The sequence below is a fragment of the Priestia sp. JNUCC 25 genome, assembly GCF_053667915.1.
In genome coordinates this window covers 4,170,333-4,185,266 of sequence record NZ_CM132211.1, presented here as the reverse complement: position 1 = coordinate 4,185,266, position 14,934 = coordinate 4,170,333, and the positions used below count along the sequence as shown (strand labels likewise).

At 38.1% G+C, this 14,934-nt stretch carries 14 protein-coding genes and 1 riboswitch; of the genes, 12 read left to right on the top strand and 2 right to left on the bottom strand.

From position 1 onward, the window contains the following. Nucleotides 1–12 precede the first annotated feature (12 nt). From JNUCC25_RS21935 to JNUCC25_RS21915, 5 genes are all read left to right on the top strand, one after another. Complete coding sequence (locus JNUCC25_RS21935) at nucleotides 13–1,635, top strand: cytochrome c biogenesis protein ResB (protein ID WP_029320357.1); 1,623 nt, start codon at nucleotides 13–15, stop codon at nucleotides 1,633–1,635. An 11-nt stretch (nucleotides 1,636–1,646) separates the two neighbouring features. Next, complete coding sequence (ccsB, locus tag JNUCC25_RS21930; protein WP_013059052.1) at nucleotides 1,647–2,825, top strand: c-type cytochrome biogenesis protein CcsB; 1,179 nt, start codon at nucleotides 1,647–1,649, stop codon at nucleotides 2,823–2,825. Nucleotides 2,826–3,174: 349 nt separating this feature from the next. Further along, nucleotides 3,175–3,891: a response regulator transcription factor gene (locus JNUCC25_RS21925; protein WP_013059051.1), complete on the top strand. Its 717-nt coding sequence runs from the start codon at nucleotides 3,175–3,177 to the stop codon at nucleotides 3,889–3,891. After that, nucleotides 3,891–5,663, top strand: a complete 1,773-nt coding sequence (locus JNUCC25_RS21920; RefSeq protein WP_028410715.1) for an ATP-binding protein — start codon at nucleotides 3,891–3,893, stop codon at nucleotides 5,661–5,663. The genes JNUCC25_RS21925 and JNUCC25_RS21920 overlap by 1 nt, the downstream gene beginning before the upstream one ends. 169 nt (nucleotides 5,664–5,832) lie before the next feature. Next, nucleotides 5,833–6,522 carry a peptidoglycan DD-metalloendopeptidase family protein gene (locus JNUCC25_RS21915; RefSeq protein WP_013059049.1) on the top strand — a complete coding sequence of 230 codons (690 nt, stop codon included), beginning with the start codon at nucleotides 5,833–5,835 and terminating at the stop codon, nucleotides 6,520–6,522. 31 nt (nucleotides 6,523–6,553) lie between these two features. Here the strand turns inward: JNUCC25_RS21915 and serA are convergent, their stop codons facing one another. Then, complete coding sequence (serA, locus tag JNUCC25_RS21910; protein ID WP_029320362.1) at nucleotides 6,554–8,128, bottom strand: phosphoglycerate dehydrogenase; 1,575 nt, start codon at nucleotides 8,126–8,128, stop codon at nucleotides 6,554–6,556. A 298-nt stretch (nucleotides 8,129–8,426) separates the two neighbouring features. Next, nucleotides 8,427–8,569: riboswitch (FMN riboswitch) on the top strand. A 154-nt stretch (nucleotides 8,570–8,723) separates the two neighbouring features. Here serA and JNUCC25_RS21905 point away from each other — a divergent pair. Then, nucleotides 8,724–9,299 carry an ECF transporter S component gene (locus JNUCC25_RS21905; protein ID WP_013059047.1) on the top strand — a complete coding sequence of 192 codons (576 nt, stop codon included), beginning with the start codon at nucleotides 8,724–8,726 and terminating at the stop codon, nucleotides 9,297–9,299. 78 nt (nucleotides 9,300–9,377) lie between these two features. Here the strand turns inward: JNUCC25_RS21905 and JNUCC25_RS21900 are convergent, their stop codons facing one another. After that, the gene (locus JNUCC25_RS21900; protein ID WP_013059046.1) at nucleotides 9,378–9,626 is read right to left on the bottom strand and encodes a ferredoxin; all 249 of its coding nucleotides are present in this window, start codon (nucleotides 9,624–9,626) and stop codon (nucleotides 9,378–9,380) included. Nucleotides 9,627–9,883: 257 nt separating this feature from the next. Between JNUCC25_RS21900 and JNUCC25_RS21895 the strand changes: the two genes are divergently transcribed. The 6 genes from JNUCC25_RS21895 to JNUCC25_RS21870 all read left to right on the top strand — a co-directional run bounded on the left by JNUCC25_RS21895 (nucleotide 9,884) and on the right by JNUCC25_RS21870 (nucleotide 14,840). Next, nucleotides 9,884–10,933, top strand: coding sequence for a helix-turn-helix domain-containing protein (locus JNUCC25_RS21895; protein WP_098326283.1), 1,050 nt, complete (start codon nucleotides 9,884–9,886; stop codon nucleotides 10,931–10,933). A 23-nt stretch (nucleotides 10,934–10,956) separates the two neighbouring features. After that, nucleotides 10,957–12,474 carry a RecQ family ATP-dependent DNA helicase gene (locus JNUCC25_RS21890; protein WP_098279061.1) on the top strand — a complete coding sequence of 506 codons (1,518 nt, stop codon included), beginning with the start codon at nucleotides 10,957–10,959 and terminating at the stop codon, nucleotides 12,472–12,474. Beyond that, complete coding sequence (locus tag JNUCC25_RS21885; protein ID WP_013059043.1) at nucleotides 12,474–13,079, top strand: CPBP family intramembrane glutamic endopeptidase; 606 nt, start codon at nucleotides 12,474–12,476, stop codon at nucleotides 13,077–13,079. The genes JNUCC25_RS21890 and JNUCC25_RS21885 overlap by 1 nt, the downstream gene beginning before the upstream one ends. A gap of 91 nt (nucleotides 13,080–13,170) precedes the next feature. Then, nucleotides 13,171–13,623, top strand: a complete 453-nt coding sequence (locus JNUCC25_RS21880; protein ID WP_029320381.1) for a DUF2663 family protein — start codon at nucleotides 13,171–13,173, stop codon at nucleotides 13,621–13,623. 54 nt (nucleotides 13,624–13,677) lie between these two features. Further along, nucleotides 13,678–14,052: a hypothetical protein gene (locus JNUCC25_RS21875; protein ID WP_064472103.1), complete on the top strand. Its 375-nt coding sequence runs from the start codon at nucleotides 13,678–13,680 to the stop codon at nucleotides 14,050–14,052. 20 nt (nucleotides 14,053–14,072) lie between these two features. After that, the gene (locus tag JNUCC25_RS21870; RefSeq protein WP_055992947.1) at nucleotides 14,073–14,840 is read left to right on the top strand and encodes a metallophosphoesterase; all 768 of its coding nucleotides are present in this window, start codon (nucleotides 14,073–14,075) and stop codon (nucleotides 14,838–14,840) included. Nucleotides 14,841–14,934 lie beyond the last annotated feature (94 nt).

The following is a 14,934-nucleotide window of genomic DNA, read 5'->3' as shown; positions in this document are numbered from 1 at the left end:
GGAGTGTTGACAATGAAACACGTAAAATGTGAATGTGGACACGTTAACCCGCATGGTACGATTTTGTGTGAAGCCTGTGGTAAGCCGATTGCAGAAGAAACAACTGATAAATTAGTAGATATGCGTTATGAAGGAAGCGCAAGGCGATCGCAAACGTACAATAAAACAGTTATCGATAAAATATGGAACTTTTTCTCTTCTGTAAAAGTAGGTATTTGGATCATTATTGTGACGCTTGTTGCGTCTGCAGTCGGAACCATTTATCCTCAAGAAGCTTACATACCTCCTAATGTGACAGCAGATGAGTATTACCAAAAGGAATATGGATGGACAGGAGAACTTTATTATAAGTTAGGTTTTCATCACCTCTATGAATCGTGGTGGTACTTGCTTTTAATTGCTGCTTTAGGGATGTCGTTAGTCATTTGCAGTTTAGATCGAGTCGTGCCTTTGTACCGAGCTCTAAAAAAGCAGAGTGTAACAAAACATCCAAACTTCTTAAAAAGACAGCGTTTATATAGCACTTCATCATCGTGGACGGATCAAGATTATGAACATGTAAAAAGCATGCTTAAAAAAAGAAGATACTCCATTCGTGAAGAAAACGGCAATCTGCTGGCTGAAAAAGGACGCTTCTCAAGATGGGGTCCATATATTAATCATATCGGTCTCATTATCTTTTTACTAGGTGCTATGCTTAGATTTGTACCAGGTATGTATATAGATGAAGTTCTTTGGATCCGTGAAGGTGAAACAAAAGTTATTCCTGGGACGAACGGAGAGTATTTTTTGAAAAACCATCGTTTTACTGTTGAAACGTATGATAAAGATAGCGAAAGCGCCGTGTTCCAAGAAGCAATTGATCGTGCAGGGAATAATAAAGTAGCCAAAAAATATGAAGCGGATGTTAGTTTGTATAAGCGCGAAGGAAAGCTTATACCGGGAGCAGATCCAAAGTTAAAGAAAATAAAAGATTCAGAGATTCGGGTGAATCAGCCGCTTAAGTTTGAAGGATATGCCATGTACCAAGTGGACTTCAAGTTAAATGAGTTTAGCTCTATGTCTTTCCATTTAACAGATAAAAATGCAAATAGAAACGTTGGTTCACTTACAGTAGATTTACATAATCCAAAAGAAACATATGATTTAAAAAACGGATATAAAGTCAAGCTCATGAGTTACTTTCCAGACTTTTTCTTTGATGATGAAGGAAATCCAAATACAAAGACCAGAGTGCCTAACAATCCGGCTTTTGTATTTAAAATGATTACGCCTCAGCATAAAAAAGGGGAAGTTGCTTTTGTTGGAATTAGAGAGAACTTGGAGCCGCTAGGAAATAACGATTATAAAATGACCTTTGCTGGTGTGGAAACGAAAAATGTAACGGGATTAACCGTTCGCAGAGACTATACGCTTTGGTTTTTAGGAATTGGCGGAGCAATCTTTATGATTGGTGTGATTCAAGGGATGTATTGGAATCATCGCCGCATGTGGATTCAAAAAGTCAATAATGAGATATGGTTGGCCGCACATACAAATAAAAACTGGTATGGGCTTAAAAAAGAACTAAATGGTTTATTAGAATCAACATCCCTTACACAGCTGAAGGACCAAAATGATAAAGAAACAAAATAGGAGGAAAAAGCATGGATTACGCGAGTATAAGTAGTAATTTACTGTATGTGGCGTTTATTGCTTATTTAGTTGCAACCTTTTTTTTCGGAGGAGCTATTCGAGATAAGCGAGCAGCTCAAAAGAAAACAAAGTGGGCAACGTTTGGAATTGCGGTTACCATCATCGGCTTTATTGCACAGATTGGCTACTTTATTACAAGGTGGATTGCATCAGGCCACGCTCCTGTTAGTAATTTATTTGAATTTACGACGTTTTTTGGCATGATGCTTGTTGGCGCATTTATTGTTATTTACTTTATTTATCGTCTTAGCATGCTTGGACTGTTTGCATTGCCGGTGGCTCTTTTGATCATTGCTTATGCAAGCATGTTTCCAACTGAAATTACGCCGCTGATACCGGCTCTCCAAACGAATTGGCTGCATATTCACGTTACAACTGCTGCTACGGGTGAAGCCGTGCTTTCCATTAGCTTTGTTGCAGGATTGATTTATTTAATCAAAACGATTGACCAATCCAAGCGAAATAAAAAAGCATTTTGGCTGGAATTCATCCTGTATACGCTTATTAGTACGCTTGGGTTTGTAGCGGTGACGCTGACTTTTAATGCGGCTCACTACGAGTCATCATTTAATTGGGTTAATAAAAGTGGAGAACAAGAGCAAGTCGTATATCATATGGTTCCGCTAGTGGGACCGCATCAAAGTGAGTGGACAGACGGGAACGATATACAGCCGCTTATTGATATGCCCGCTATTATCAATGCTAAAAAATTAAATACGGTTATTTGGTCGTTAGCCGGTGGCTTTGTCTTATATTGGCTGATTCGTCTTATTTTACGGAAGCGAATTGGAGCCGCGCTGCAGCCGCTTGTGAAGCAGGTAAACAGCGACTTGCTTGATGAAGTAAGCTACAGAGCAGTGGCGATTGGATTTCCTATTTTTACACTAGGAGCACTTATTTTCGCTATGATTTGGGCTCAGATGGCCTGGACGCGCTTTTGGGGGTGGGACCCTAAAGAGGTGTGGGCGCTGATCACCTTTTTATTTTACGCCGCTTTTCTTCATCTTCGGCTGTCTAAAGGGTGGCACGGTGAAAAATCAGCTTGGCTGGCAGTTGGCGGGTTTGCCATCATTATGTTCAACTTAGTTGCTGTGAACCTAATTATTGCAGGTTTACATTCATATGCGTAACCTTTAAAAATAGAATAGAGGCTGAAACAAAGATATTTTAGTTGAAGGAAGATCCGAACGAATGAGATTCTTGATGGAGAATCTCATTCGTTCGGATTTTTTCATTGAGATGGTGAACGTAGGGTTCATGTATGTAGGTGCTTATAGCCGTGCAACAAGCGATCCCTACTAGCTTCTTTATTTTATTTATTCAGCTGTAGATTGCATGGATTTCGTTGCGTCTCAGCTTCTTTTGGGTAAAAAAAGCTGTTTTTTGTAAAGGTGTTCACGAATTGTCACATTGTTTGGGTATCATAAGTAGAACTCGCCGGTTTTTTTTTGTACACTAAGACTAGGAGGTTGAAAATACATGCAAAACGAACAAAGATTACTGCTAGTAGACGATGAAGATCGCATTAGACGATTGTTAAAAATGTACTTAGAAAAAGAAGGATACATCATTGAAGAAGCAGCGGATGGGCATGAAGCAATCGAAAAAGCGTTACACATAGATTATGATTTGATTGTATTAGATTTAATGATGCCCGGCATAGACGGTATTGAGGTTTGTAAACAAATTCGGGAGAAAAAAGCAACTCCTATTATCATGCTTACAGCTAAAGGGGAAGAAGTAAACAGAGTCCAAGGGTTTGAAGTAGGTACAGATGATTATATCGTTAAGCCGTTTAGCCCAAGAGAAGTGGTTCTTCGCGTAAAAGCACTGCTTCGACGTTCTTCTCAAGCGACGTTTATTCAACCAGAAACGAGCGTGAAAAATCTTATTGTCTTTGATCACTTAACGATTGATAATGATGCACATCGCGTTACAGCAGACGGAAAAGAAGTTAACTTAACTCCAAAAGAATATGAATTATTATGCTATCTCGCAAAAACGCCAGATAAAGTATATGACAGAGAGCAGCTGCTGCGTGAAGTATGGCATTATGATTTCTTTGGAGATCTTCGTACGGTAGATACGCACGTCAAGCGTTTGCGTGAAAAGTTAAATCGTGTATCGTCACAAGCGGCGAAAATGATTGTAACCGTTTGGGGAGTAGGGTATAAATTTGAGGTTGAAAATAACTGATGTTTTGGAGAAGTGTAGTTGGTAAACTATGGTTTACTATCCTATTGCTCGTCACGCTTGTTTTATTTATTTTGACCATTTTACTGCTTCAGTTTTTTGAAAATTATCATGTTGTAGATGCAGAAAACCGTTTAACTAAAACGGCTGCTAAAATCTCTACCATTGTGCAGGAAACGGACGATGAAAAACTAGGACTATCGATTGCTCGTGAACTTGCAGACCAAGCAAGTGTAGTTATTGTTCAAGACAAAGATTTTTATTGGCATTCCACACATCCTGATAAAGAAAATAAGAAAGCTATTTCGGCCATTGTTAAACAAAACGATCAGCTAAATCAAGTGGTTGAAAAAGGTAAAGTAATACGGGAAAAAATGTACATGACTACAAAGAAAGACACGAGTGATGAGCCTTTAATGTTTGTTGTCGGTGTACCTTTAATGAAAGATAACAAACCAACAGGCGGCGTTTATTTGTATCAATCTCTTTCTGAAATTGAAGAACCCGCTCAATATACGACTAAGTTCATTTTATTGGCTGCAGGTATTGCTATTATTTTAACTACTATCTTTGCTTTTTTCTTATCCACTCGAATTACAGCGCCTCTTAGAAAAATGAGGCAGGCGGCATTTGAAGTAACAAAAGGCAACTTTGATACAAAAGTACCTATTTTAACTCACGATGAAATTGGAGAGTTAGCGATTGCTTTTAATCAAATGGGCAGGCAGTTAAAGTTTAACCTCAATGCGCTCAATCAGGAAAAAGAGCAGCTTTCAAGTATTTTAAGCAGTATGGCAGACGGTGTTATTACGTTTAGTAGAGACGGATCGATTTTAATTACCAATCCTCCAGCGGAGCATTTTCTTCAGACTTGGTATTACGAGCAGGATGTCAACAATCAGCAGGTCCCTGAGCTTCCAGCAAACGTCGTCCATTTGTTTCAAACGGTAGTAGAGACTGAAACGGAGCGAAGTGCAGAATTGAAAATTCAAGGGAAAACGTGGGTCATTTTAATGTCACCGCTCTATAATCAAACGAAAATTCGCGGTGCTGTAGCTGTACTACGTGATATGTCTGAAGAGCGTAAACTTGATAAATCGAGAAAAGATTTTATTGCAAACGTGTCTCATGAATTGCGTACACCTATTTCTATGCTTCAAGGTTATAGTGAAGCTATTATTGACGATATTGCAAGTACGGATGAAGAAAAGAAAGAAATTGCACAGGTGATTTATGATGAATCACTCCGTATGGGCCGGCTTGTAAATGAACTTTTAGATTTGGCGCGAATGGAAGCGGGACATGTGCAGCTTCACTTAGAATCTGTAGCAATGGTTGAATTTACAGAACGTGTTTTGCGTAAGTTTCAAGGGTTAGCTAAAGAAAAACATATTAAACTGTCTCTTAATGGAAAAATAGAAGATGAATTTGAAGCGATGATTGATTCAGACCGTATGGAACAAGTGCTGACAAACTTAATTGATAATGCGATTCGTCATACGGATGACTACGGAGAAGTAAAGCTGCATCTTGATAAAAGTCAATCCGAAATCCATCTTTCTGTTCAAGATACAGGAGCAGGCATTCCGAAAGAAGATCTTCCATTTGTATTTGAACGATTTTATAAAGCGGATAAAGCCAGAACAAGAGGGAAGTCAGGAACTGGTCTTGGGCTTGCAATCGCCAAAAATATTGTGGAGGCACATCAAGGGATCATTGCGGTTGAAAGTGAATTAAATGAAGGAACAACTTTCTTTATTAAACTGCCAAAGTAAGCACATGCTAAATAACAGTTTGTTCGGCTGAAATAATAAGAATAGCAAAGAGATGTGATTCAGTGGAAAATCACATCTCTTTATTTTTTCTATAAACAAGTCTAAAAGAGAAGGAATTGGCATATAGTATGTTTTGTGTGCAATGATCTACATAGGAGGTTCTTTCTTCATGATTGACGTGTTAAGAAGAATATTGGTTGTATTAGTAATGGGATTGTGTATAGGTCTTTTATTTTTGGGCGGGCAAATGGTAAAAGCAGAAGAGAAGCAGTGGGAGTGGCCGGTTGAAGGAGTCTTAACTGATATATTTGGTTCTCGTCACGCCAAACACTTTGGAATTGATATAGCAGCACCTGTTGGTACACAGGTGTATGCTGTTGCAAAAGGAGTGGTGAGCCGCTCTTACTATTCAAATACATACGGACAGGTTGTTTTTATCAAACAAACAAATGGATACGAAACGGTCTATGCTCATCTAGAGGAACGTTTTGTTGCAGAAGGAAATCGTGTAGCCGCAGGTCAAAACATTGGACGAGTTGGCAATACAGGGCGATCTTCAGGTGCACATTTGCATTTTGAAGTTCATCAAGAAAGTTGGAATCCGGATAAAACCAATGCAGTAAACCCACTTGCCAAATTGGACAAGCAAAAACTATCGGCATACGTAAAAAGCGATTTAGCTGCCACGGTTTTTCAGCAGTTACATCAGACTTCTGATAACTGTATTCTTATCCATCAAGGAGATACATTATCTGAGCTCGCAGTCAAATATGAAGTAGATATTGATCAGCTAAGAAAGTGGAATCATTTAGAAAATACGATGTTAAATGCAGGACAAGTGTTAAAGATAAGTCCATAAAAAAAGAGCCGCTAAGGCTCTTTTTTTAATGTCACAATTCAATACGCTGTATGGTCACAATTTCGCTTGTTTGTTTTAACGAGGAAATGACAGAATCATCTAAAAGTTTATCAAACGTAAGCATCATAATGGCTTCTCCGCCTTTTTGCTTACGGCCCACTTGCATGGTAGCAATGTTAATACGTAAATCTCCAAGTACTTTCCCTACATTTCCAATAACTCCGGGCTGATCACTGTGACGGATATAAAGAAGATGTCCTTCCGGATAAAAATCAATATCAAACGAATCAATATTAATAATTCGAGGTCCATAGCCTGCTATATAGGTGCCCGTAATGGTAAATATACGCTGTTCCCCTGTTACGGTAACGTCAATCATATTGGAATATCCTTGCGTATCTTCCGATGTTTTTTCACCAAATGTAATTCCTCGTTCTTTGGCAATCATAGAAGCATTGACTTCGTTAACAGGTGAGTCGATCCGATGAGTTAAAAAGCCTGATAGCAAGCTCCGTGTAATATAAGTGGTTTCCAAATCCGTCACTGTACCTCCGTAGGAGATAGAGATATGCTGAACAGGTTCTCGCATGCATTGAGATAAAATGGCTCCCATTTGTTTAGTAAGGCTCGTAAACGGCTGAATTTTTTCAAAAACTTCTTTAGAAAGCGTTGGCAAATTAATGGATGAGCTTACAGGATTACCTTCTAGAAAACGCAGAACGTCATGTGCCACGTCCTCAGCAACGTTAAGCTGGGCTTCTTTTGTAGAAGCTCCTAAATGGGGAGTTGTAATAACTTGATCAAAATGTAACAAAGGGTTATCAATCGGCGGCTCAACTTCAAATACGTCAATAGCTGCACCTTGAACATGGCCAATTTCTAAATAATGAACTAAGGCTTTTTCATCAATGATTCCGCCGCGCGCGCAGTTTAATAAAAACACACCCTTCTTTGTTTTGGCTAATGTGTCATGATTGAGCAATCCCTTTGTTTCTTTCGTAAGCGGAGTGTGCACGGTAATTACATCCGCTGCTGCTAGTAATTCATCCAGGGATAATAGTTCTACTCCTAGCTTTTCAGCTCGGGAAGAGGTTAAAAAAGGATCGTAAACGTGAACGCTCATATTGAAGGCTTTTGCGCGTTTGGCAAGTTCTGAGCCAATTCGTCCAAATCCGATAATGCCCAGGTGTTTGCGATTAAGCTCTGTCCCAACAAATGCTGAGCGGTTCCATTCGCGCGCTTTAACTGAAGCATTTCCTTGGGGGATATGACGAAACAAGCTAGCCATCATAGCAAATGTATGTTCCGCCGTTGAAATGGTATTTCCGTTCGGCGCGTTAATAACGACAACCCCTCGTTTAGTTGAGGCTTCAATATCAATATTATCGACCCCTACTCCAGCGCGAGCAACAATTTTTAAATTCGGCATTTTTGTCAGCAAATCCTCTGTAACCGTCGTAGCACTCCGTACTAAAAGCGCATCGTACGTATGCAAATCATTCTCAACTTCTTCAACTTTTTTTCGCGTAAGATTCACATGAGGAGCTTCAAGTAGTGGAGCAAGACCTTCATTGCTAATTGAATCAGCTACTAACACATTATACATGACGTGAACATCTCCCTTGGATTTTACTATCATCAAATATTTGATAATTTACCATGTTAAAAAAATTCTGTCAATTTTATTTTTCAAACTTTAAGATTAGTTATCAAATACACAATTATAAACGTAAATTGGAACTATAAATATGTCATAATGCTGTTGTTTATGCACTTATTTCCTTATTTTACATATAAAAACAGTAATGGAGTTTATAAAAGACATCAATTTAATAGGAATTAAAAAACTTCTTTATTTACTTTTAATTCGAGATAACATATAATAAATTCATAATTAAATATTGGTCTATCTTCGGGGCAGGGTGAAATTCCCGACCGGCGGTAAAAAACAAATTGTTTTGAGCCCGCGAGCTTATATGTAATACATACGAGCAGATTTGGTGAAACTCCAAAGCCGACAGTACAGTCTGGATGGGAGAAGGTGGAGGTTCAGCGTTCAAAACCTAATGTGATGAACGTTTATTAAATATGCCTGCCATGTCTCCTCTCAACGAATCATTTGTTGGGAGGTTTTTGCGTGGGGATATAAAGTTGAACCTTTCTTCTTTGAAGAGTGGATCACAAAGAAGGAGAGAGGCAAGATGCAACAAAGTAAGAAAACTCAAAAGCTGGTTGTACTAGGAATGTTAAGTAGTATTGCTTATATTTTAATGATGATTAATTTTCCAATTCCTGGATTACCTCCGTTTTTAACAATTGATTTTAGCGAAATTCCTGCACTCGTAGCAGCACTTGTATTCGGACCGATGGCTGCTGTTATAGTAGAAGGAATAAAAAATTTATTGAATTATTTAATTCAAGGAAGTGCTACAGGGGTTCCAGTTGGTCAAGTGGCGAACTTTGTGGCTGGTTTACTGTTCGTTCTTCCTGTATCATACATGTTCAACCGATTTAAAACGGCTAAAGGCGTAACGATAGGTTTGGTTACGGGTACGGTGGTAATGACGGTACTCATGGCTGTCTTAAATTATTATGTCTTCTTACCAGCGTATACAATCTTCTTACAATCGCCAGAAATGTCTAGTGAACAAGCACGTCAATATATCGTTGCAGGTATTTTGCCGTTTAACTTAATAAAAGGAGCAGCAACAGGGGTTATCTTTGTCTTATTGTTTTCAAAAATGAAGCAATGGATCACGCGTCGCATTGCTGTTTAATTCAATCGCTCTCCCGGGGAGAGCGATTTTTATATATAAAAAAACCTGCAGCATGTACACTACAGGTTTGCTCAATACTTATTCGAATTTATTAGCATCGCCTTCGAATTTTTCATCCGCTACGCGAATTGAATCCGTAGGGCAGCCTTCCATTGCATCCATCATATCATCTTCTAGATCTTCTGGAATTTCTACTACACCTTGGTTATCATCTAATGTTACGAATGCAATACCTTCATCATCATAATCATAAATGTCTGGTGCTGCTGCTCCGCAAGCGCCGCATGCGATGCAAGTATCTTTATCAACAATTGTATATTTTGGCATAACAAGACCTCCTGTAAAGTGTTCGAAAATTTCTCATTATATAATCTCTTCGCGAATCAAGAGTGAAATTTCTCCTTATTCATTGTAAAATGATTTATAAAACTTTTCAATAGAAAAGTCACTGAGAATGCTTATCAAATCAAGGTTTCTTCACTTACCCAAACGTTTTGATACATAAAGGAAAGAGCTAAAAAGCCTTTATCTCACATGCTATTGGTCACTTTTGGTACAATGAATGAGAAAGGAAGTTGACACCTTTGAATTATATTCAAGTTAGCATTTTATTTTGTATAAAACAGTTAAAAGGTGAGCGAACCGCCTATGGTATTTATCATTTATTAACAGGTAAAAAGTCAGCTCAAACGATTCAAGACGGAAAAATTTTTGGAATTTCGTTTCTTTTTCAGTCATTTGTTTACTTAGATAAACGGTCTTTTGAAACCTGCGTTGCATATTTAAAAGAACAGCAGTATATTGAAGAAACTGAAAATCAAAAGTATGTGATGACAGATAAGGGACAAGCACGCCTTGAAGATGAACTGACGGCTCGACCCTTTCATCCAGCTTTAGACGGATGGAAATTCGCAAGCAGTACTCAATTATTTTTAGCAAGAATCACTTTGTTCATTCAGACCTTATCAAACCTACAGTATTTTCAAAAAGGGTTTTTACCCATTTCCAAAAATCCTGAGGTTATTCAATGGGTCAAAACGTATATTATGTCTCAAAAGCAAACGCGTCAAGAGTTAGCGGCCGAGCTATTCGAAGAGCTCCGAACGTGCTTGAAAGGTTGTACGGAACGGGACGCGTCTCTTTTTGTTTTGCAACTGACTGGATACCAAAGAGTAGGCTTTACAAAAAATCAGTTAGCATATCAATATGAACTCGATGAGCATTATGTTCATATTCAACTTTTAGGGGTTATTCACCATATCATTGAAAAAGTGAGTGAAAATAATGAAAGCTTTCATGTACTTTCTTCTTTTTTACGTGATCTATATTTAGAATTGCCTTTGACAAGCTCGACGTTAAAAACGTATAGCTGGCTTCAAAAAGGCAAGACGCTTGAAGAAATTGCTTATATAAGGCGTTTAAAAGAAAGTACAATTGAAGATCATATTGCAGAATTAGCTCTGTTTGTTCCATCTTTTTCAATCGATGCATACGTATCGCCTAAGCAGCAGGAAGAAATTGTCTCAGCCTTTGAAGGTTTGCGTACAAATAAATTAAAGGTGATAAAGGAAGAAGTAAAAGACGACGTTACCTATTTTCAGATTCGTCTCGTATTAGCAAAACATTTTACCTGATACTAAAAAAAGTGGTGTTTGATGTGAAGATAGAACAACTTCTACAGAAACAATTTGGCTATAGCCAATTTCGACTAGGACAAAAAGAGATTATTCAAGATATTTTAACGGGTCATAATGTGTTAGCGGTTCTTCCTACAGGAACAGGAAAATCATTGTGCTATCAGCTCCCAGCTTATTTGTTGAACCGACCGGTGCTGATTGTATCTCCTTTAATTTCACTGATGGAAGATCAAGTTCAACAACTAAAGGCAAGCGGAGAAAAGCGAGTTATTGCCTTAAATAGTTTCCTACAACAAGAAGAAAAACAACGAGCGCTAAAAAATTTAGCTTTTTATCGTTTTATTTATGCATCTCCTGAAATTTTGCAAAATGCTGTTGTAGTAGAAGCATTAAAGCAGGCAAAGGTAGGCCTTTTCGTTGTGGACGAGGCGCACTGTATTTCTCAGTGGGGACATGATTTTCGTTTAGATTATCTACAGCTAGGAGATATATGGAAGGAACTTGGCAGTCCGCTATGTCTGGCATTAACGGGAACTGCGACTAGGGAAGTAGTGGAAGATATTAAGCGCTACTTATCGCTTCCTGCTGTCAACGAGCACATCTATTCCATGAATCGAAGTAATATTGCGATGAAAGTTGATTTTGTTGCAAGTATTGAAGAAAAAAAAGAGAAGTTACTGATGTACGTTAGTGAACTGCAAGGTCCGGGAATTATCTATTGTTCCAGCCGATCTTGGACAGAAGCATTAACACAGCTTCTAAAGGAAAATGGGATACAGCGAGTGCAGTATTACCATGGGGGAATGGAACCGAATGAAAGAATGCTTGTTCAACAGCAATTTTTAGAAAATCAGCTTGATATCATTTGCTGCACAAGTGCATTTGGAATGGGGGTTAACAAATCGAATGTTCGCTTTGTTATTCATTTTCATACACCTACGCAGCTAGAAGCATATGTACAGGAAATTGGAAGAAGTGGACGCGATCAGCGAAACAGTATTGCGATCTTGCTTTATGCTGAAGGAGACGATGATTTTGCTCATTCTTTACTTGAAATTGAGCTTCCTTCTTCAGATACCATCTTATACTGCTTGTCGTATTTACGAAACCATGATCAGGCCATTCCTTTAAAACAAGTAGAGTCTCACTTTCTTTATACAGTGGGTGTTCAAGAAACACATTGGCGATTTATTCGTTATTATTTGTACAGAGAAAATGCAGTGGAAAATGAACATGTTGAACCCTGGAAAATTCCTGAATCGCTGCATGAAACGATTGTTACAGCTGTAAATAAACGTCTTCGAAACAAACATGACAAGTACCGTGCGATGAAGGGGTTTATTGAGACAAAAGAATGCCGTCGTCACGTGCTGCTTGGCTATTTCGATGAAACGGGAAAATCAGAGCTTGAGAATTGTTGCGATTGCTGCGGCTTGGATTTAGAAAACTATAAAAAAACAAATGGTGAGCAGGAGCAATGGACATTTCAAGGCTGGGAATTAGAATTAGCTCGTTTGCTTCGTCAAGGAGAGATATAATGGCAAAATCACAGCAAGAGCTTATTTCATCCATGACAGATGCAGAGCTAGTTAAAAATTTATATGTAACACAGCTGCTCATCTGCTTCATTGCTTTAGGCATCGGTTTTTTTACATTCGATTCGTGGAATTCCTTTTTGCAGTTTTTTCAGCTGGATTGGTCTTCTATTTTATTGTACGGGGGAGGAACAGCTCTCTTGGTAGTAGGAGGAGATATACTTCTAATGAAATGCGTACCTGAGCATTTATACGATGACGGAGGGATCAATGAACGTTTATTTGCTAATCGTTCTGTTCCTCATCTGGTTCTTATTTGCCTAATCGTTGCATGTTCAGAAGAAATACTATTTCGAGGGGTTATACAAGTTCAGTTTGGCCTTTTTTGGGCGAGTATCGTATTTGCACTCGTTCACATTCGATATTTAAAAAAGTGGTTTCTTTTTATTTCGGTTGTGTTTTTAAGCTTTTTAATAGGGTTACTTTTTTGGTGGACTGAAAATTTGTATGTCACGATTTTTACTCATTTTCTCATTGATTTTTTATTAGGCCTGCAGATACGAAAATCAAAAGGGGAATCTGCACAGCCAGAAGAACTAATGCAGTAAAGGTTAAGGAAACAGCCATTATTTTCAGTGCTACCCACATAATCTTTTATGTTCCCTCATATGTTGTACTAGCATACGAGGGGGTGGAATGATGGAAAACAAAGTGATAGACTTTGAAAGCGATGAAACACTTCAATATATATTAGCGAGCGTTATTAAAAGAAAAGAGACAGTCAATAAGCTGAAAGCTAAAGAGAAAAAATGGAAGCTTTTGTTTTTAGCCAGTGTAACGGCTGTTATTAGCTACTTTTTTTTCATATTTCAAAGCGGTTTTTTTACGACGTTTAGCGAATTTTTTTCATTTTTGTTAGGCAACATGGGGCATTTGATGTTTCTATTGCTTACCGTCTCACTTTACTTTTATACTGTACAGCTGCGGAAAAAAAGCGAGAAAGCAGAAAAGACTTTTCAAGATTTGCGCTGTGAGATTATTAAAAGAAGCAAAGAGTTATGGGCGACGCCTGAAACATGGGAGCACCGAAAAGAAACGTTCCGCTGGATGCAGTCAACCTATGGAATTAATTTATATCATGAAAACAAATAGAATCGCATGAAAAAGCCTCTTTTTACATAGAAGTTTAGTGAAGGGGGTTTTTTTGTGAGGGATTGGTTTAACTTGCTGGCTGCGTGGTTATGCAGTTATTATATCAGCAGTTTAACGGCTGTAGGCTCAAAAGCTTCGTTAACCTATTTACTTATTCAAATGATTTTACATCCGTTAGATGTGTTTAGTGTTATAATCTTGTTTTTCACGGCTCTTTTTTGTCTGTCGGCGGCAGTTCGTAAAGTGTTTCTGCAAAGTCGATTGCTTCTAAAAGGCTATAAGGTAAAATGGCATGAATACCTTGTTTCATGTCTATGTGTGATAGGGATTTTATCGTTAAGTGCAATTGCGCTTTATCAAGTAGTAGGTTTGTTAACAATTGCGATAATTTATGCCCTTTCTTCTTTAACAGAAGCACACCGGGTATAGAATGAAAAGAAGGAGAATATATGGTTATTCTTTTAATTGTTTTAGCGTTAGGCATAGGCTTGCTGATTTTTATGTTTTCAGAAGCCCATCGTACATATGTCGAAGAAAAAACGATTCATTTATCAAGATTTCCTGAAAATCAGCAGCCTTTGCGCCTGTTTTTTATATCGGATATACATAAGCGAACAGTTTCGTCGAAGCTGTTGGAAAAAATACCGGGCGAAGTAGATTTTGTGATCATAGGCGGTGATTTATTAGAAGGAGGAGTCCCTTTATTGCGGGCTCGTCAAAATATTCAAAAGCTTAAAACGCTAGGACCCGTCTATTTTGTTTGGGGAAATAATGATTACGAAGTAAGTCAAATGCAATTGAAGCAGATGCTTAAAGATGAAGGAGTTATTGCCCTTAAAAACGAGCATGTCTTTGCCATTTCTAAATATGGTACTACATGCCATTTTGCGGGGGTAGATGATTTATCAGAAGGTCAGATAAATCTAAAGAGAGCTGTTTCTTCCATTGAACCTGAACAGCTTACCATTCTTCTAAGCCACAATCCTGATGTTATCTATTATGTAGATGAAGAATCAAAAGTAGATTTAATTTTGAGCGGACATACACACGGGGGACAGATACGCTTATTTAATTTTGGTATGTATGAATTAGGAGGGCTGAAAGAAAAACGAAAGATTCCTCTTTTTGTCAGTAACGGATATGGTACAACCTCACTGCCTCTCCGTTTACAAGCTAGAGCCCAAACGCATTATATCACTTTAAAAAGGAAAGAATAGCCTTGAACAAAATCTTTACATAGCATATACAAATTTTACACACAGGATAACTTATCCTATAATTCAATTAATAGATACAGTTCACGAAGAGTAG

Bases quoted from the DNA above. Each gene is read 5' to 3' on its own strand.
- serA (WP_029320362.1), bottom strand. From the start codon at position 8,128: ATGTATAATGTGTTAGTAGCTGATTCAATTAGCAATGAAGGTCTTGCT.
- JNUCC25_RS21900 (WP_013059046.1), bottom strand. From the start codon at position 9,626: ATGCCAAAATATACAATTGTTGATAAAGATACTTGCATCGCATGCGGC.
- JNUCC25_RS21885 (WP_013059043.1), top strand. From the start codon at position 12,474: ATGGCAAAATCACAGCAAGAGCTTATTTCATCCATGACAGATGCAGAG.
- JNUCC25_RS21870 (WP_055992947.1), top strand. From the start codon at position 14,073: ATGGTTATTCTTTTAATTGTTTTAGCGTTAGGCATAGGCTTGCTGATT.
- JNUCC25_RS21915 (WP_013059049.1), top strand. From the start codon at position 5,833: ATGATTGACGTGTTAAGAAGAATATTGGTTGTATTAGTAATGGGATTG.
- ccsB (WP_013059052.1), top strand. From the start codon at position 1,647: ATGGATTACGCGAGTATAAGTAGTAATTTACTGTATGTGGCGTTTATT.
- JNUCC25_RS21920 (WP_028410715.1), top strand. From the start codon at position 3,891: ATGTTTTGGAGAAGTGTAGTTGGTAAACTATGGTTTACTATCCTATTG.
- JNUCC25_RS21905 (WP_013059047.1), top strand. From the start codon at position 8,724: ATGCAACAAAGTAAGAAAACTCAAAAGCTGGTTGTACTAGGAATGTTA.
- JNUCC25_RS21935 (WP_029320357.1), top strand. From the start codon at position 13: ATGAAACACGTAAAATGTGAATGTGGACACGTTAACCCGCATGGTACG.
- JNUCC25_RS21880 (WP_029320381.1), top strand. From the start codon at position 13,171: ATGGAAAACAAAGTGATAGACTTTGAAAGCGATGAAACACTTCAATAT.
- JNUCC25_RS21925 (WP_013059051.1), top strand. From the start codon at position 3,175: ATGCAAAACGAACAAAGATTACTGCTAGTAGACGATGAAGATCGCATT.